The 17,522-nt window shown below is 65.0% G+C and carries 18 protein-coding genes; 2 read left to right on the top strand and 16 right to left on the bottom strand.

Going from position 1 to position 17,522, the window contains the following annotated elements:
• Positions 1-70 precede the first annotated feature (70 nt).
• The 3 genes from BI49514_RS08420 to BI49514_RS08430 form a co-directional block, all read right to left on the bottom strand.
• Complete coding sequence (locus tag BI49514_RS08420; RefSeq protein ID WP_167443999.1) at positions 71-829, bottom strand: HpcH/HpaI aldolase family protein; 759 nt, start codon at positions 827-829, stop codon at positions 71-73.
• Between the two features lie 215 nt (positions 830-1,044).
• On the bottom strand, positions 1,045-1,605 hold the full coding sequence (locus BI49514_RS08425) for a dihydrofolate reductase family protein (RefSeq protein ID WP_101546028.1): 561 nt from the start codon (positions 1,603-1,605) through the stop codon (positions 1,045-1,047).
• A 127-nt stretch (positions 1,606-1,732) separates the two neighbouring features.
• A complete protein-coding gene (locus tag BI49514_RS08430; RefSeq protein ID WP_338063772.1) occupies positions 1,733-3,124 on the bottom strand; it encodes a GMC family oxidoreductase in 1,392 nt (463 codons plus the stop codon).
• A gap of 511 nt (positions 3,125-3,635) precedes the next feature.
• Here BI49514_RS08430 and BI49514_RS08440 point away from each other — a divergent pair.
• Positions 3,636-4,028 (top strand): nucleotidyltransferase domain-containing protein, encoded by a 393-nt coding sequence (locus BI49514_RS08440; protein WP_101546032.1) that lies wholly within the window; start codon positions 3,636-3,638, stop codon positions 4,026-4,028.
• Positions 4,029-4,059: 31 nt separating this feature from the next.
• Here BI49514_RS08440 and BI49514_RS08445 read toward each other — a convergent pair whose 3' ends face one another.
• The 9 genes from BI49514_RS08445 to BI49514_RS08485 all read right to left on the bottom strand — a co-directional run bounded on the left by BI49514_RS08445 (position 4,060) and on the right by BI49514_RS08485 (position 12,687).
• On the bottom strand, positions 4,060-4,563 hold the full coding sequence (locus BI49514_RS08445; RefSeq protein ID WP_101546034.1) for an NADPH-dependent FMN reductase: 504 nt from the start codon (positions 4,561-4,563) through the stop codon (positions 4,060-4,062).
• A gap of 217 nt (positions 4,564-4,780) precedes the next feature.
• A complete protein-coding gene (locus BI49514_RS08450; protein WP_244195297.1) occupies positions 4,781-5,566 on the bottom strand; it encodes a helix-turn-helix domain-containing protein in 786 nt (261 codons plus the stop codon).
• 9 nt (positions 5,567-5,575) lie between these two features.
• Entirely contained in the window at positions 5,576-7,090 is a 1,515-nt protein-coding gene (locus BI49514_RS08455) for a tripartite tricarboxylate transporter permease (RefSeq protein ID WP_101546036.1), read from the bottom strand.
• A 9-nt stretch (positions 7,091-7,099) separates the two neighbouring features.
• A complete protein-coding gene (locus BI49514_RS08460) occupies positions 7,100-7,720 on the bottom strand; it encodes a tripartite tricarboxylate transporter TctB family protein (protein WP_101546037.1) in 621 nt (206 codons plus the stop codon).
• Positions 7,717-8,781, bottom strand: coding sequence for a Bug family tripartite tricarboxylate transporter substrate binding protein (locus tag BI49514_RS08465; protein ID WP_101546039.1), 1,065 nt, complete (start codon positions 8,779-8,781; stop codon positions 7,717-7,719). The genes BI49514_RS08460 and BI49514_RS08465 overlap by 4 nt, the downstream gene beginning before the upstream one ends.
• A gap of 62 nt (positions 8,782-8,843) precedes the next feature.
• Entirely contained in the window at positions 8,844-9,998 is a 1,155-nt protein-coding gene (locus BI49514_RS08470) for a CaiB/BaiF CoA transferase family protein (RefSeq protein ID WP_101546041.1), read from the bottom strand.
• Between the two features lies 1 nt (position 9,999).
• Positions 10,000-10,947 carry a hydroxymethylglutaryl-CoA lyase gene (locus BI49514_RS08475; RefSeq protein WP_101546043.1) on the bottom strand — a complete coding sequence of 316 codons (948 nt, stop codon included), beginning with the start codon at positions 10,945-10,947 and terminating at the stop codon, positions 10,000-10,002.
• A 156-nt stretch (positions 10,948-11,103) separates the two neighbouring features.
• Positions 11,104-11,358: a hypothetical protein gene (locus BI49514_RS08480; protein ID WP_101546045.1), complete on the bottom strand. Its 255-nt coding sequence runs from the start codon at positions 11,356-11,358 to the stop codon at positions 11,104-11,106.
• Positions 11,359-11,406: 48 nt separating this feature from the next.
• Positions 11,407-12,687, bottom strand: a complete 1,281-nt coding sequence (locus BI49514_RS08485) for a CaiB/BaiF CoA transferase family protein (RefSeq protein ID WP_062239990.1) — start codon at positions 12,685-12,687, stop codon at positions 11,407-11,409.
• Positions 12,688-13,022: 335 nt separating this feature from the next.
• On the opposite strand from BI49514_RS08485, the gene BI49514_RS08490 reads away from it, so the two are divergent.
• The gene (locus BI49514_RS08490) at positions 13,023-13,604 is read left to right on the top strand and encodes a hypothetical protein (RefSeq protein ID WP_101546047.1); all 582 of its coding nucleotides are present in this window, start codon (positions 13,023-13,025) and stop codon (positions 13,602-13,604) included.
• A 91-nt stretch (positions 13,605-13,695) separates the two neighbouring features.
• On the opposite strand, the gene BI49514_RS08495 is transcribed toward BI49514_RS08490, so the two are convergent.
• The 4 genes from BI49514_RS08495 to BI49514_RS16915 all read right to left on the bottom strand — a co-directional run bounded on the left by BI49514_RS08495 (position 13,696) and on the right by BI49514_RS16915 (position 17,517).
• Positions 13,696-14,547, bottom strand: coding sequence for a fumarylacetoacetate hydrolase family protein (locus tag BI49514_RS08495; protein WP_101546049.1), 852 nt, complete (start codon positions 14,545-14,547; stop codon positions 13,696-13,698).
• Between the two features lie 133 nt (positions 14,548-14,680).
• Complete coding sequence (locus BI49514_RS08500; RefSeq protein ID WP_101546051.1) at positions 14,681-15,598, bottom strand: universal stress protein; 918 nt, start codon at positions 15,596-15,598, stop codon at positions 14,681-14,683.
• On the bottom strand, positions 15,595-17,055 hold the full coding sequence (locus tag BI49514_RS08505) for an APC family permease (protein ID WP_101546053.1): 1,461 nt from the start codon (positions 17,053-17,055) through the stop codon (positions 15,595-15,597). Before BI49514_RS08505 ends, BI49514_RS08500 begins: the two co-directional genes overlap by 4 nt.
• A gap of 234 nt (positions 17,056-17,289) precedes the next feature.
• The gene (locus BI49514_RS16915) at positions 17,290-17,517 is read right to left on the bottom strand and encodes a transposase (RefSeq protein ID WP_420836298.1); all 228 of its coding nucleotides are present in this window, start codon (positions 17,515-17,517) and stop codon (positions 17,290-17,292) included.
• Positions 17,518-17,522 lie beyond the last annotated feature (5 nt).

Raw genomic sequence — 17,522 nt, forward strand, 5'->3', positions numbered from 1 at the left:
GCCCCTTATTACTACGTGACGGCGGCTCAGCAACCTGGCGCCAGGTTGCTGGGCCGCCGTCGGGTAGCAATTAGGAGCGGGCTGCGCCCAGGTCCTCGCGGAAGGCTCGGCCAGCGGCACCCAAGTCGCCGCATGAGGTGATGAAGCGGAAGCCCTGCTCCTTGCGCAGCTTCGCCTCCTCGCCATCGCCGCAGTGGATTCCCGGAACCACCCCGGCAGCGTCGGCGGCCGTGCGGATCCGCACGAGCGCCTCGGCGTGAGCCTCGTTGTGCTGCCCGGGCAGGGCACCGACGGCGAACGCGAGATCCGACGGACCGACGTACACCCCGTCGATTCCCGGTACGGCGCAGATGTCCTCGACCGCGGACAGCCCTTCCTCGTTCTCGATCATGACGAACAGCAGCGGCCGCTCATCCCGAGTGTCCTGCACGGCGTTGTGCATGATCTCGGCGGTCGGTCCCCACGAACGATCCCTTCCCCGCGAAGGATAGTCGAGCGCGGCCACCGCGGCCCGTGCCTCCTCGACCGAGGACACAAGCGGGACGATGATCGCCTCGACTCCGGCGTCGGCGAGCGCACCGATCTCCGTGAATCGGTTCGCCGCGACCCGGGCGGTCACGAGCGCGTCCCCGCTGGCGCGCACGGCATCGGTCAGCCGCAGGACGTCGGTGGGGCGGACAAGACCGTGCTGCAGGTCGAGGCAGACATAGTCGAACCCGGCCGCCGACCCGATCTTCGCGAGCTCCGGACTCGTCGACATCATCCACAGTCCGTTGTAGATCTCCCCCGCGCGCAGGCGAGCCCGATGATTTTCAATCGCAGCAGTCATGTACGCATCGAATCACGGAACCCCGCTTGGCCACCAGAGGTGCCCGATATCCGGATGAACCTCGCCGAGGCGGCCCACCCTCGCGTATGGATCATCGATCTCATCGCCAAGGCGGCCCTGTCTTCCCGTACTACCAGGAATCGTCCCGTACGAAACGTCGTCCCTCCTCGGCGAATGGACGATGCGGGCGAGTCTGCAGCCGTCCTCGAGAAGCGTCACTCTGTCGGGCTGTCCTCAAGGAGCGGGCCGATGACGCGGTGGCGGGCGATGACGAAGGGATCGCTGCGTCCGACGTCGAGGAGTTCGAGGTCGAGGCGACGCGGCATCAGTGGCCGGCCTCTGCCGAGGACGACCGGTGCGGTCCAGGTGATGATCTCGTCGAGAAGTCCCTCGTCGGCGAACTGTCCGGCGAGGTCGCCGCCGCCCATCACCCACAGATCGCGGTCGCCCGTGACGGTGCACATTTCGAAGTAGTGGTCGGAGACCGAGCCCTTCGCGAACCGGATATCGGGGGTCTTCCCGTCCTTCCCAGCTTCGGGCAGGCCGAGCTTCCGGTGGGTCATCACCCAGGCGGGAACCTCATAGGGCCACGGCCCGTCGAGATTGCGCAGCACCCACTCATACGTCGTCGCGCCCATGACGATCGCTCCGACTCCGTCGATGAACCCGTCATCCGGTGGCTCTTCGGTCTGGCGCAGCAGCCATTCGAGTGAGTCGTTCGGGTCGGCGATGAACCCGTCGAGCGTGGTCGCGGTGTAATAGACGGTACGTGCCACGGGCAGTCTCCTCCTGAGTCGGTCTCCCTTTCATCCTATTGCGATAAGGCTCTCTCACAGCAGATCGACGTCGATTCCGTCAACAGACAGAACCGACGCCGATCGATGCGACGGCATCCTGCCGCCCCTATACCTCCCCGGTCCGCAGCGCCTCGGCGATGTACTCGGCCTGCCGGATCGCGAGCGCCACGATCGTCAGTGTCGGATTCGCCGCGGCGCCGGTGGTGAAGACCGATCCGTCGGAGATGAAGAGGTTCTTCACGTCATGGGTGCGGCCCCATTTGTCGACGACGCCGTCTTCGGGACGTTCGCTCATCCGCGCGGTGCCGAGGTTGTGCGTCGACGGATAGGGCGGAGTGTGGTGGGAGGTCTGCGCTCCGACCGCCTCGTAGACTCTCTGACCTGCGGCGTAGGCGTGTTCGCGCATCGCCAGGTCATTGGCGTGATCGTCATAGTGGACGTTCGGCACGGGCAGACCGTTCGTGTCCTTGACCGTCGTATTCAACGTCACCCGGTTGCCCTCCTGCGGCATGTCCTCGCCGACGATCCACATTCCCGCGGTGTTGAGGTACCGGTCGAGCAGCGCCGCGAAGTCCGGCCCCCAGCCGCCGGGCTCGACGAAGGAGGCCATGAATACCGGGCCCAGCGAGATCGTCTCCATGTAGTAGCCGCCGGAGAATCCGCGGTCGGGGTCATGGATCGACTCGTCGGCGATGACGCCGGCCATCGTCTCCCCGCGATACATCCGCACCGGCTTGTCGAAGTGGCCCCAGACGGTGCCGGTCAAGTGGCGCATATAGTTCCGGCCCACATGTCCGGACGAGTTCGCCAACCCATCGGGGAAGGACGGTGTGCCGGAGAGGAGGAGCAGCCTCGGCGTCTCGATCGAGTTGCCGGCCACGCACACGATCTTCGCGGCCTGCCGGTGGAGGTTGCCGTCCTTGTCGAGGTAGAGCACGGCGTCGGCGCGGCCGGCCGCATCGTGGGTGATCTGCACGGCCTGGGACTCTGGTCGCAGATCAAGCAGCCCGGTGTCCGCGGCCCGCGGCAGCTCTCTGACCAGGGTCGACCATTTGGATTTGTTCTTATCGCCTTGGAAGTTGAAGCCGTCCTGGATGGAGGCGGGGCGGCCGTCGTACTCTTCGGCGTTCGTGGCGTACGGGCCGGTGGCGTAGAACTTATAGCCGACCTGCTTCGCCCCTCCCGCGAAGACCTTGTAGTTGTTGTTCGCCGGCAGCGGCTTCCGGCCGTGGACATGGGTCGAGCCCATCGCCTTCTCGGCCCGGTCGTAGTACGGGGCCAGCTCCTCGAGCGTGATCGGCCAATCGAGCAGGTTGGCGCCATCGACGCGACCGTAGACGCTGCGGGCTTTGAACTCATGAGCCTTGAAACGTGGGGTCGCGCCCGACCAGTGGGTCGTCGTTCCGCCCACGGCCTTGACGATCCAGGCCGGCAGGTTCGGGAAGTCGCGGGCGATCCGCCACGATCCGGTCGTCGTCCTGGGATCGAGCCATGCCATCTGGTTGAAGGCTTCCCATTCGTTGTTGACGTAGTCTTCGTTGCGCAGGTAGGGCCCGGCTTCGAGGACGACGACGGGGATGCCCTTCGCGGTGAGTTCGTAGGCCAGGGTTCCGCCGCCGGCGCCGGAGCCGACGATGACGACGGCCTCCTCGTCCGGGTCGATGCTGAAACCTGTCGCGCTGCGACCTGCGTTCTGGTCCTGCCCTGCATTCTGACAGCGACCCCGAAGATCATCTCCCGTCAGATCGACGGCGACGATTGGGATGCGATGGGCGAGCTGCAGATCGACTGATCCCTCCCCCGAGGTGGTCGTCCCCTTCCGGGACGGCTGACCTCGATCGAGTGCTCAGCCTCGCCGAGGTGGCCGCGCGGGCCCGCTGATCCGTTCAGCGGGCCCGCGTGCTGCGTTGAAAGCGCCCACCAGCTTGGTGAAACTGCACTGGCTTGGTCCCTGCACCGAGCTTGTGCGCTTTCACCAAGCTGAAGATTCGACGAGGCCGCTCCGCGCCATGCTCGCCACCGGGTTGAGTCAGCAGCAGACCGCCAGAGAACTCGGAATCTCGCAGCCTGCGGTGAGTCAGCAGCTCAAGTTCGCTCCTGATCCTGGCCAGATCCACCCGGAGCTCCTCTTGGAAGCGGCAGTTCCGATTCTGACGAAACTCGCCGCGGATCACGGTTATGAGAATCTGGCTGTGTTCGGCTCTGCGGCTCGCCGCGAAGCTTGCATGGACTCTGACATCGACCTGATCGTGAACTCGCCAGAAGGCACTTCGTCGGTCGACTTCATCCGCTTCAAACAACTCATTGAGAAGGTCTTCGGCAGAGATATCGACTTGGTCGATTTCGGCGGTTCGAAGCCGGGACTAGACGATGACATCCGCCGAGAAGCGGTCTCACTGTGATGGATCGCGGAATTGCGAAGGAGCTTCTGCGTCAGCCTCCTTGAGGCAGGTACGCCTTCTCAGACTCGAGCCAGTCGTCGAGGATCGTGGCGCGGTCGTCGAACTTCGCTGTCGGGAACGCGAGCCCCTTGGTCGGAACGCTGGCGCCGAGTTCGACGAGCAGCGGCCGCAGGGTCGTCTCCACAGCAAGAGTGTGGGCGGGCGAGCCGATGGTGAACACCGGGATAGCGATGAGTCCGTGCAGACCGTTCGCGTCATAGCGGTCGAGGAAGGCTTTGAGCAGCCCGGTGTAGCTGGCTTTGTAGGTCGGCGTGGCGATGACCGCGAAGTCGGCGGTGGCCAGGCGTTCGGTGAGTGTGTCGAGCCGATCGGACTTCCACTCGAAGATCTCGTTGGTCACCTCGGCGAGTTCGATGGTCTCATCGATCTCGGATCCGGTGTGTTCGGCGATCTTGGCGGCAAGGTCCTCCGCCACCTGCCGGGTTCGCGAGTTCGGGCTCGGGTTGCCGACGACGACGGCGATGCGAGTGGTCATATGGGGTCCTCTTCCTATTCTTGGCCTGCGCTCAACGATAGGCCGAAAGGAAACCGCAGAGACGGACGTCTGACACACGCCTTCATCCCCGACGCTGCACCACCACACATCGCTGCAGCGACTTCACCGTCCTTGGGTGGGCGTTCTGGTCACGCATTTCTCAACAGAACGTGACCAGAACGACCACCTAGTGACGGAAAGGGTGAAGCGGACCGCCCTACTTCCCCGCCTGCTTCTTCACGCCCAGGGCCAAGCGGGCGATATCGCGCAGCACCTCGAGCTCCTCACTGCCGTCGAGCAGCGTCCGCAGTTCGACGGCAGCCCTGCTCAGCAAGCCGCGGTAGGCACCGGCGACGTTGTCGGGCTCCCGGGTCAACGGATAGGACACACAGAGCGCGAACACGATCGCGCCGACCGTGAAGGCCACACTCGCCGAGGCGGTCCCGGCGACCCGTGCCTGCTTGGTTGCGTAGAACTCCCCCGGATTTCCCGGACCGCACAGGGCGAGCGCCCCTGACCCGCCGTCGACCAGCGGCAGCACCGTGCCCACCCCGCGGGAGACCCGCAGCTCATGGTCGGCTTCGACATTGCGCACGCAGATGCGGTCCTCGCCGACGCGCACCCACAGCTGCACGGATTCTCCGGTCATCGACCGCAGGTGTTCGAGCACCGAGTTCGTCGTGGCGATATTGCGTCGACCGGGGAACGGACCCAAGCGCAGCAGACCGGCAGAGTCCCGGACGATGAACTTGTGCTCCCGGAGGTCGGTGAGCAGCCGGTAGGTCGTCGACTTCGAATAGCCGAGCCTGCGGCACACATCTGCCGCCGTCATCGGAGAGTCCTGAAGCGCCGCGAGGATCGCGGCACTGCGGTCGATCACCCCGATCTCTGCGGCAGGCCGGGATTGTGCGTCAGGGACAGACTGGGATCCAGCGCCTGCGACCGACGAAGCCCCCGAGTCCGCGTCGGGTTCCCCGACGGGCATCTGTTCTGCTCTCTTCATCCGAATTTCCTAACCCACAGTCACATCGGTGAGCAGTTTGCGTCTGCTCACCCACCACCGGAAGACGATCGGCCCCACGATGCCTGCCACCATGAGGATGATGATCGACAGCGACACAGGCCTGGTGACCAGGGGTGCGAACGATCCACCGGAGATCTGCAGCATGCGCCGGAAGTTGTCCTCGAGCAGCGGCACGAGCACGAGCGCAAGGATCGCCGGAGCCAGCGGAATGCCGCCCTTCTCCATGAGGTAGCCGATGACTCCGAAGATGCCGAGCATCATCAGCCCGAACAGACTGAATTCGATGGCGTAGGCGCCGATGACCACAAGCACGAGGATGGATGAGAAGAGGATCTCCTTGGGCATCTTCAACAGCTTCACGAAGACCCCGACCAGCGGCAGGTTGAGGATGATGAGCGCGATATTGCCGATGTACATGCTGGCGATGATCGTCCAGATCAGACCGGTCTCGTCCCGGAAGATCAGCGGCCCCGGCTGCAGGCCGTACATCGTGAACACGAAGAGCAGCAGCGCCGTCGTCGCCGAACCCGGGATGCCGAGGCTGAACAGCGGAATCATCGCACCACCGACGCCGGCATTGTTCGCCGCTTCGGGACCGGCCACGCCCTCGATGGCGCCGTGACCGAATTCGTCCTTCCGCTTCGAGATCCGCTTCTCCATGATGTAGGACATGAACGAGGCCAGCGAGGGACCGACTCCGGGCAGGATGCCGATGATGAAGCCGACCACGGAACCGCGGGCCCACGGGCCGGCCGAGCGCTGCCAGTCTTCCTTCGTCATCCATTTGTCGTTTCCGAAGCTCTGGATCTCATCCTTGGCCCCACGTCCGAGCGCGAGATTGCGGATCGCCTCGGGGATGGCGAAGAGCGCCATCGCGAAGATCGTGAAGTCGATCCCGTCGGAGAGCAGATCCATGCCGAAGGTCTGCCGGGGCAGTCCGGTCTGGAAGTCGAGTCCGATGAGGCCGACGGCCAAGCCGATGAAGATCGAGATGAGCGCCTTCGCCCGCGAACCCGCCGACATCGTCGACGCGAGCAGCAGGGCCGTGGCCATGAGCAGGAAGTATTCGGTGGCGCCGAAGACGTTCGCGAGCTTGACGAGGACGGGTGAGAGGAACGTCAGTCCGATGATCGCCAGGGTGCCGGCGAGGAACGATCCGATCGCCGCAGTGGCCAGGGCGGCCTTGCCCCGACCGCGGCGGGCCATTTCGTAGCCCTCGATCGCAGTCACGGCGCTGGCAACCTCACCAGGGGTTTTGATGAGCGTAGCGGTGATCGAGCCGCCGTACATCGAACCGTAGTAGATTCCGCACAGCAGGATGAGGCCGTGCACCGGCTCCATTCCGAAGGAGACCGGGATGAGGATCGCGATCGCAGAGATCGGTCCGATTCCCGGCAGCACTCCGACGACGGTGCCAAGCAGCACGCCGAGGAGGGCGAAGGCGAGGCTGACCGGCTCGAGTGCCGAGGCGAAGCCGCCTCCCAGATCCATGAGAGTGTCCATGTCCGCCCCCTAGCCCAGGATTCCGACGGGCAGGTACACGGCAAGTCCGTAGACGAACGCCGCGTAGACCACGACCGAGAAGAGAACGGAGAAGATGAGGTTGCGGATCCACTTCTCAGGCACGTAGATGCTGGTCAGCCCCATCAGGAACGCCACCGTTGAGAGAAGGAACCCGACCGGGATGAGGATCGCCAGGTAGACGAAGAAGAGCGCGAACTGGAACACGACCTTCCGTCCCGGCGGCTCAGGCGGAGCCTCGAGGACGATCCCGCTGGCTCCTCCCGCAGGTTCGGAATCCTTCGCCGAGGCGGCCGCACCGTCCCCATCGCTTGCCGCGGTCACGTCGGTGGACCCGGAAGACCCCGCGGACCCGGACCCAGCCCCCGCGGACTCAGCGGATCCGGCGGACCCGGGAGCCGCCTCGGCGAGTGTGTCTTTCCGGTGCCGGACGATGGCTTGGCCGGCGACGAAGAGGCCGAGCACGATGAGACCGATGCCGACGATGGCGGGAAAGGTGCGCGGGGTGACGATGTTCGCGGTCTCCTGGATGGCGAACGTCGCGATGTAGTACACCGCGCCGATGACGGCGATGGCGCCGCCGGTGATGAGGTCGGTGCGGTGAGCGGTCATTTGCTGTTGCCCAGATCGGTTTCCTTCACGCCTTCTTCCACCGTCTTCGCAGCGTCTTCGACGTAGGCCTGCGCCTCGTCACCGGTGTGGAATTCGGTGGCCCATTGGTTGTTCTTCAGGGTCTCCTGCCAGGCATCGGACTTGCTCACATCTTCGAGCGCCTTGGCCCAGAAGTCGACGGCTTCTTGGGGCATCTCGGCGGGTCCGTAGACTCCGCGCCAGTTGCCCAACGTCACGTCGTAGCCGGAGTCCTTCGCGGTGGGCACCTTGTCGAAGGGTGCGGCGAGGGGCTTCTGGGCGAAGGTGACGAGCGGTTCGATATCGCCGGCTTCGATGACGGAGCGGAATTCGCTCATTCCGGCGATCGCGACCTTCGCGTCTCCGTTGAGCATGGCGGTGGTCTGTTCGCCGCCGCCGTCGTAGTTGACGAAGTTGATATCGGCCGGGTCGATGCCGGCTTCCTTCGCGAACAGGGCGAACGGCAGGGTGTCATCACCGGCGGCTGCGACGGTGACCTTCTGCGGGTCCTTCTTCAGCTCCTTGACCAAGGAGTCGAGGTCCTTGAAGTCGCCGTCCTTCGGGGTCACGACCATGAAGTCCTCGACGTAGAGGGTCGCGATGAGCGTGGTGTCCTCGGGGCCGAACTTGCACAGGTCGCGGGCCTTCATCGTCTGGCTGGCCAGGGAGGTGATCGCGATCTGGTCGTCCTTGCCCTTCTCCTGCTGCATCATCGACGTCAGCCAGGAGCAGCCGGTGCCCCCGGGCTTGTTCTGCACGGGCAGCGGGGTTGAGACGATGTCTTCCTTCTGCAGCGCTTCGACGAGCGCCCGGGCCGTGGTGTCCCAGCCGGATCCGGGTTCGGCCGGGGCCGTGACCGACACCGGGCCCTTCGGGTAGTCCCCGCCTTCGCCCGGCGCTTGGGCTTTGTTTCCGCAGGCGGTGGCGACGAGGGCGACCGTGGCGAGCACGGCCCCGATCTTCGCCGCGCGCTTGCGGGTGGTCGTCTTTCCTTCGCTCGCCGAGGCGGCTGTCCGTGTGCGTGTGATCGTCGTTGATCGCATGAGCTGTTCCCCTTGTGTGTGCGGTTGATGATGGGTAGCGGTGGAGCAGGTGGTGCTGTGGGTCAGTCGTTCGGTGGTCCGGTCGGGACGGTCGGGCCGTCCCGGTAGTGGCTGTTGTGGCGGCCGGGTTCGGGCACATCGCCGCGCAGACCCAGCCGGGATCCGTCGAAGGTCAGCGGCAGCAGCGGCACGTCGACGCTGGTCCCGCCCGGCAGCCCGGTGTGGGCCAGGGCCCCGGAGGCCACAAGGTGCGGATCCGAGGTGAGGTCTCCCGGCGTATTGACCGGGGCGACGGGGAGCCCGCGGCGGGTGCACTTCTCTTCGATCTCGGCCAGGCTCAGCTGCGACAGGGCGGCTTGGAGTTCGCGGTGGATACGGTCACGTTGGTCGACGCGACCTTGGTTGGTGAACATGTCCGGATCAGCGGCAAGACCGGTGAGTCCGAATTCGTCGCACAGGTCGCGCCACTGCCCGTCGGAGACGGCGGCGACGAAGACCTGGTTGTCCTCGGCATCGCGGAAGATGTCGTAGACGGCCCAGGTGGCCTGTCTGGTCGGCATCGGCCGGGGTGGTTCGCCGCTGATCTGAGCCTGCGCCATATGCGTGCCGACGAGGAACGCGTTGTTCTCGAACAGGGCGGAGTTGATGAGTTTTCCACGTCCGGTGGTCTCGCGCACCCGCAATGCCGACTGGATGCCGATGACACCGAACATTCCGCCCATGATGTCGTTGACGCTGGCACCGGCGCGCAGAGGCTGACCGGGTGGGCCGGTCATATAGGCCAGTCCGCCGAGCATCTGCACGACCTCGTCGAGGGCGGCCCGGTTCCCATACGGTCCGGACAGGAATCCCTTGAGCGAGCAGTAGATGAGCCCGGGATTGCGGGCTGACAGCTCCTCATAGCCGAAACCGATCGATTCCATCTTGCCGACGCGAAAGTTCTCGAGGAGAACATCGGCGGAGTCGATGAGGTCGAGGACACGGTCACGGTCGGCCGCCTCGGCGATATCGAGTTGGACGCTGTGTTTGTTGCGGTTGAACGCGGGGAACAGCCCGGATCCGGACCCGGGCAGGTAGCGGGTCTTGTCGCCGGGACCGCGGGGTTCGATCTTGATGACCTCGGCGCCGAGGTCGGCGAGGATCATCCCGCAGCTGGGCCCCATGACCATGTGGGAGAACTCGATGACGCGGATGCCTTCGAGCGGCAGCGGTTCCATCTCAACCCCTCGCCGAGGCGGTCGCGAAGAGGGGATCGAACGCGGCGGGGGTGGCGGGAATATCGGACAGGCTCGAGGTCAGGGGGTGCCCTACGGCGGCGATGAGAGGTTCGCGGACCTCGGTGAGGGCGTCGACGTCGACTCCGGTGGCCACCCCTTCGCGGTGGAGGAGGTGGACGAGATCGTCGGTGCCGATATTGCCGGCCGCTCCGGGGGCGAAGGGGCAGCCGCCGAGGCCGCCCATGGCCGCGTCGAAGTTCGAAATCCCCAGGTCGAGGGCGGCGGCGACGTTGGCCATGCCGAAGTTGTAGGTGTCGTGGAGGTGGAGGTTGACCGGTTTGTCCGGGAACGCGTCGAGGACGGCTTGGGTGTTGCGGCGGACGAGGGAGGGGTTGGCGTTGCCGATGGTGTCGGCCACGCCGACGCCGTGAGCTCCGGCCTCGACGAAGGGACGGAGAACCTCGACGAGGTGGCCCGGTTCGGTGATTCCGTCGAAGGGGCAGATGAAGCTCACGGCGGTTGTGATGTCGAAGCGCAGCCCGTGGTCGCGAGCATAGACGGCGGCGTCCATGAGGCGGTCGGAGGCTTCGGCGATGGAGGCGTCGGAGTTCGCTTCCGAGTGTCCTTCGGAGGCCGAGAGCACGAGTTTGATGTTCTTCGCGCCTGCGTCGACGGCGCGCTCTGCGCCTTTGAGGTTGAAGACGAGGGTGAAGAACTCGACCCCGTCGGCCTCGTGCGGTGCCAGACGGTGCAGCAGTTCGTCGGTGTCGGCCATCTGCGGAACCTTCTTCGGATTGACGAAGGAGCCAACTTCGATGTGCTTGAGTCCCGAGCCGATGAGCTTCTCGGCCAGAGCAACCTTGACATCGGTGGGCACGATGGCTTCTTCGATCTGCAGCCCGTCGCGCAGAGTGGTGTCGAGGATATCGACGCAAGTGGGCCGGACCATGGGACTCCTTCACGCAAGCTCCCGCTGAGCGGGAAACGATTCGTCGCCGCGCGACCATGCGCGACTCCATTCTCGTTATATAACGCGCTCAGTCCGGGGAACAAGCTTTGTTCGGCATATGAGAGGTCGAAGAGAATTACCTGTGTTCAGTCCCGTCTATCGGGACGCTAGGTCCTTCGGCCGGTATGTCTGGATCGCGTGGCCTGCTTCGAGTTCGCTGCGGTCGACGGGCTCCAGGTCGACGACGTCACTCAGTCCCGCGAAGAGGTAAGTGATGCGGCCGAAGGTCAACCCGTCGGCACGCTTGAAATTGTTCGCATGGTGAAGGTGGAAGTCGTCGCTGACGACTCCGACGCGATGGTCGCAGCAGCCGTCGACGGTGACGTTGATCGAGTACCTCAGCTCGGCCATGGCATAAGAGTAGACCTGGGAGGTCCTCACTGGAAGAGGTTTTGGCGCTCAGTCCTCGCTGCTGTCCTCGTCCGACTCCGGGGCTGTGCCCTGATCCGATGCCAGCCCCAGCCATGACAGCACTTCGTCGGTGTGCTCGCCCAGATCAGGACCGAGGTGGTCGATCGCGATCGATTCGCCGCCGATGACCGGGGTGATGCCGGGGAAGGCGACGTCTTCGAGGACTTCTTCGCCGGTGGAGACGTCGAGGTTCTGAATCATCCCGCGAGCGGCGAGCTGCTCATCAGCGACGAGATCTTCGGCCGTGTAGATGGGCCCCGCCGGAACGCCCACTTCCTCCAGAGCCTCGACGACGTCCTCGACTGAACGCTGCGCGCACCACGCCCCGATGGCTTCGTCGAGTTCGTCGCGCCGCTGCCAACGGCCGGCATTCGTCTGCAGGTCGGCATCCTCGGCGAGGTCGGGACGGTCGATCGCCGTCATCAGCCGCGGGAAGATTCCATCCCCATTACCGGCGATGACCACGGACTTCCCGCCGGCGCACATGTAGCCGTTCGAGGGCGCGATGCCCTCCATCCGACCGCCGGTGCGGGTGCGGACCTCGCCGAATGCGGAGTAGTCGGGGACGAGGGATTCCATCACGGAGAACATCGCCTCGTTGAGCGCGACGTCGACGGTCCGCTCCGACAGCGGACCCTTGCCTTCGAAGCTGTGCGCGGATCCGACGACCGCCTCGGCGGCTCCGGCGATCTTCTGCCGCTGTCGGTCGAAGAGCATCATCACGGCACCGAACGCCGCCTGCATTCCGGCGATCGAGTCGCCGATCGAGATGCCCACGCGCACCGGCGGGCGGTCGGGGTCGCCGACGAGTTCGCGGAAGCCGGAATATCCTTCGGCGACGGCGGCGAATCCAGGCCGGGACGACATCGGTCCGGTCTGGCCGAACGCTGAGATGCGCACGAACACAAGGTCGGGGTTCGCCTCTTCGAGCACATCGGGGCCGAGTCCCCACTTCTCGAGGGTGCCCGGGCGGAAGTTCTCGAGCAGGATGTCGCTGCGGCGGACGAGTTCGAGCACAGCTTCGCGTCCCTCGTCGCTGCGCAGGTCGAGCACGACCGACTTCTTGTTGCGGTTGATCGTGCGGTAGAGCATCGAGGTGTCGCCGGCCTTGAGCCGCCAATTGCGCAGTTCGTCACCGGTGCCGGGGCGTTCGACCTTGATCACCTCGGCGCCGAAGTCCGCAAGCATCCGCCCGGCGGTGGGTGCGGCGATGTAGTTGCCGAGTTCGAGGACTCGCACACCGGAAAGGGGAAGTCGGTGCGTGCTCATGACGATGCTCCTAGTTGTGCGTGGGTCGGTTCTCCCATGGTGCCAGGTGCGGTGCCCGGAATCCCGGATATCCGCATCTTCAGATGATCGCGGGCCTCACCTCGCCGAGGCGGCCCGCGTGCGAAGCGGTGAGCTTACCCTGCAGTAGCTCCTCGGTGGACTGCCTCATCCCCTGAGAACGATGTGAACATCATTCACCATTTGAACAGTTGCTGTGACTTTGGGGAACTTCCAGCAACTTCGCTTGAATCACTGTTGTCACGCGGGCGTGCGTATTCAAGACTGACTATCGAGTCGCAGACAGCGATGATTCGTCACCGAATGAGGAGTTGAACATGGAATCGAACGATTTCGCAGGCAACAACGACAACGGTCAGAACGACTTCGGCAATCAGCAGCAGGGCGGCCAGCAGAGCCAGCAGGGCGGCTTCGGTGACCAGGGTGGCCAGCAGGGTCAGTCGGGTCAGCAGGGCCAGGAGCAGGGTGGCTTCGGCGGTCAGGACCAGGGCCAGGGCGGCCAGCCCGGCGGCCAGGAACAGGGTGGCTTCGGCGGCGGCGAAGACCGTGGCCAGCAGCAGGGTCAGCAGGCCCAGGGCCAGCAGCAGTCCAGCGGCTTCGGTGGCGACAACGACCGCGAGCAAGGTGGACAGCCCGGAGGCCAGGACCAGGGCGGTTTCGGCGGCGGAGATGACCGCGGCCAGCAGGCCCAGGGCGGCCAGAACGACAGCGGCTTCGGCGGAGACGACCGTGGGCAGCAGTCCCAGGGAGGACAGCAGTCCGGCGGCTTCGGCGGAGACAACGACCGCGAACAGGGCGGCCAGCCCGGCGGTCAGCCCGGAGGCCAGGAACAGGGCGGCCAGAACGATGGTGGATTCGGTGGCGAGCAGGGTCAGGGCGGATTCGACGAGAACCGCTGATCTCAGCCCTCACCTGATCCGGCGTCATCGTTGAGGCGCCGATCCGCAAACACAAGCGGCGCACCAGTCATCGGTGCGCCGCTTCGTGCATTCACTCCGTGACGGTCACGACCTGACGGTGTCGGCCGAGGCCCTCGAGCTCGAGTTCGACGACGTCGCCGTCGGCCAGGTACGGGTACTGCCCCGACAGCGCGACTCCCTGCGGTGTGCCGGTGAGGATGACGTCGCCCGGCTCGAAGGCCATCGCCTGGCTGAGTTGGAAGATGATCTCGCCGACGGAGAAGATGCGGTCACTCGTCGACGAATCCTGCCTGGCTTCGCCGTTGACCCAGCTGCGCAGTCGCAGGTTGCCGGGGTCCACCTCGGCGGTGGGGCGGATCCACGGCCCGAGCGGGGTGAACCCGGGCAGATTCTTCCCTTTCGACCACTGACCCCCGGACTCCTCGATCTGCAGTCGGCGTTCGGACAGATCATTGCCGAGCACATACCCGGCGACGTGATTGAGTCCTTCCTCCACCGAGGCGACCCTGAAGGCCCGTGATCCGATGACCACCCCGAGTTCGACCTCCCAATCGGCTTTCGTCGCATACGGCGGCAGTTCGATCGGATCGGTGGGCCCGGCGATGGTCGAGGGCATCTTGAAGAAGATGACGGGCCGCTCGGGAGGTTCGGCTCCGGCTTCACGAGCATGCGCGGCATAGTTCATGCCCACGCACACGATGGCAGAAGGTCTGGTCAGCGGAGCGCCGATGCGCATCTCTTCAGCACCATCGAGCGGCTTGAGTTCCCCAGCCTCGAGCGCGCTTCGGACGCGTCCGATGCCGTCGGCGGCGAAGAAGTTCGGGTCGATGTCATCGAACAGTGGACGCAGCTCGAAGCAGACTCCCTCGTGACGGACCGCCGGAATCTCGTGCCCGATCGGTCCCAGTCGCAGCAGTTCCATACGGATCCTCTCTACTAGCTCCAGGCCACAACGTTGTGACCTGCCGACAGGCTAGCGAGACTGCCAGCGTTGATTTGGAATTTCTCAAGCATTGGACACCCGCGGGCGTCGAAGCGCCCACCGAGTTCGACCGTCACACAGTCTGCTGGCGGATGTAATCGGCTTTCGCGCGGCGGGGTACGACGACGACCGGCACGGGAGAGTTCTGCAGTATCCGCATCGCGTGGCTGCCGAGCGAGACCCGCTTGAGCGCACCCAGCCCGGAGGATCCGAGCATCATCACTTCCGGATGCTTCCACTCGACAGCGCCGAGCGCCGCGGCCCAATCGGCGCCGGTTCCCACGACGACGTCCGTCTCACCAGGCTTGATGTGCAGCTGCTCGATCGAGCACAGGATCTTGTCCGTGTCGCGCTGGACGGTCTTCGTCCATTCGTCGATGACGCGTGACTCCATGTCGAAGGGCACGTTCGCCGAGGCGACCACGCGCGAACGCGGGGCGAACGAGGCGATGCGGAACGGCACGTCCGACTCCGCCGAAACCATCGCAGCACCAAGAATGAGATCCGCCGAGGTGGACGACCCCGAATATGCTGCCGTGATCCGCTCCAGCCGCGCCCCTGCAGGCGCTTCGAATCCGGCCGGGGCCAGGGCCACCGGCAGCCTGGCGCTGTGCAGCAGACCGTTCGACACCGACCCGAGCGCGATCTTGCCCGGCTTCCCTTCCGAGGATGGTCCGACGACGAGGCGATAGGCGTCGGTCTTCTCACACATCTCGAGCAGACCGCGCCGAGACGACCGCGCGGAATGGAGGACGCATTCGGACTCGATATCGCTGGGAATGAGCGCACGCGCCTCGTCGAGGGCCGCCTCGGCGACGGTGCGGAACCTGTTCTCGTACTGGCTCTCGAAGTGCACGGGCGCCATCGGGAACGCAGCGGAGTCGACGGCGGTTGCGACGATTCGGCGCCGATAGGTGCGGGCGAGGACGACGCCCAGCTCGACGGCTGCGCGATTGTCCTGACCTGGGGCAAGACCGACGACGATGCTCATTTGGCTCCTCCTGTGGAGTCCGGCCCGGGGGATTCGGGATTGGTGGGCCCCGCCTCGGCGAGCTGCTTGCCGAGGACGGAGGACTTGCGGCCGAAGATGAAGTACAGGCCCAGGATAAAGGCGGTCCAGATGATGAAGACGACGATCGTGATGACCTGCAGGCTCGAGATGATCCAGAAGCAGCCGATGATCGAGAGCACCGGCAGGACGGGGTAGAACGGGACCTTGAAGCCGCGTTCGAGGTTCGGTTCGCGCACGCGCAGGATGATCACGGCCAGGGAGACGACGACGAAGGCGACGAGGGTGCCGATCGAGGTCATCTCGGCGAGGAAGTTCAACGGGATGAAGCCGGCGAGGACCGCGATGACGGCAGAGACGACGATCGTGCCTTTGACCGGGGTGAGTGTGCGGGGATTGACCTCGCGGAAGAGTTTGGGCATCATGCCGTCGCCGGCCATCGTGAAGAGGATGCGGGACTGGCCGTAGATGGAGACCAGGGTGACGGAGAAGATCGAGATCACCGCGCCGGCGGCCACGACCGTGCCGGGCCACTGTGAGCCGACGATGCTCTCGAGGATGGCCGACAGGCCTGCAGTCTGTCCGTCGAATTTCTCCCAGGGCTGGGCGGCCAGGGCGGCGACGGCGACGAGGACGTAGACGGAGGTGACGATGATGAGGGCGGCGATGAGGGCGCGGGGCATCGTCTTCTTCGGGTTCTTCGTCTCATCGCCGGCCGTGGCGACAGCGTCCATGCCGACGTAGCTGAAGAAGATCAGTCCTGAGCCGGCGACGACTCCGGAGATGCCGAAGGGAGCGAAGTCGGCGAAGTTATTCGAGTCCCAGCCGGTGACGCCGACGCAGATGAAAAAGATGAGGACGCCGATCTTCAGGCACACCATGATCGCATTGACGACGATCGATTCGCCGGTGCCGCGGACCAGGAGGAAGCAGCACATCGCCAGCAACAGGATGGCCGGCAGGTTGACGATTCCGCCTTCTTCCGGCGCATAGGCCAGGGCGTGCGGAATCTCGAAGCCGAAGAGGTTGAACAGCAGCTGGTTGACGTACTGCGACCAGCCGACTGCGACGGCGGCACCGGCGACTCCGTATTCGAGGAGGAGACACGCGGCCACCCCCATCGCCGGCAGTTCGCCGAGGGTCGCGTACGCATAGGAGTAAGAGGAACCGGAGACGGGGACAGAGCCCGCGAGCTCGGCGTAGCAGATGACCGCGAGTCCGGCGACGGCACCGGCGATGACGAAGGACCAGATCACGGCCGGTCCCGCCACCGGAACGGATTCCGAGAGGATGAAGAAGATGCCGGTGCCGATGGTCGAGCCGACGCCGACCATCGTCAGCGAGAACAGACCGATGGTGCGCTTGAGATCGGTCTCGACATCTTCCTTCTGCCGCGGAACCGGTTTGATCCGGAACAGCTGCTGTCGCAGGGAGGGCATAGTCAACTCCTGACATCATTGTCGGCTCGGTATACCTCGTCGCTTCGACTGTACTTCAGGTTCGCGACTCCGGCGGCGTCGAAGGGATGAAATCGTGGGCCGGTGCGCGGCTGAGCGCGCGGACCTGTGTTTTGTGCGGGTCGCCGCCGCCCTCCCCTCGTAATTGCTACCCGACGGCGGCCCAGATACCTGGCGCCAGGTTGCTGGGCCGCCGTCGGGATCCTTCTATGTCTGTCAAGCGGCTTGGCCGATCGGTTTCGTGGCCTCGAGAATGCGATATACAGAACGAGCGACGTGACGCTTCATACACCGGATCGTCTCCTTCTTCGTCTCCCCCTCACCAAGCCGTTTCGCCATATATTCCTGGGACCGCTGATGGTGAGATAGCCGCGTGATAGCCACCATGTACAACGCAGAATTCAACCTACGATCACCACTGCGATTCAGCCTGAACCTGACCACATTCC

Source organism: Brevibacterium iodinum ATCC 49514 (assembly GCF_900169265.1).
GTDB classification, from domain to species: Bacteria; Actinomycetota; Actinomycetes; order Actinomycetales; family Brevibacteriaceae; genus Brevibacterium; species Brevibacterium iodinum.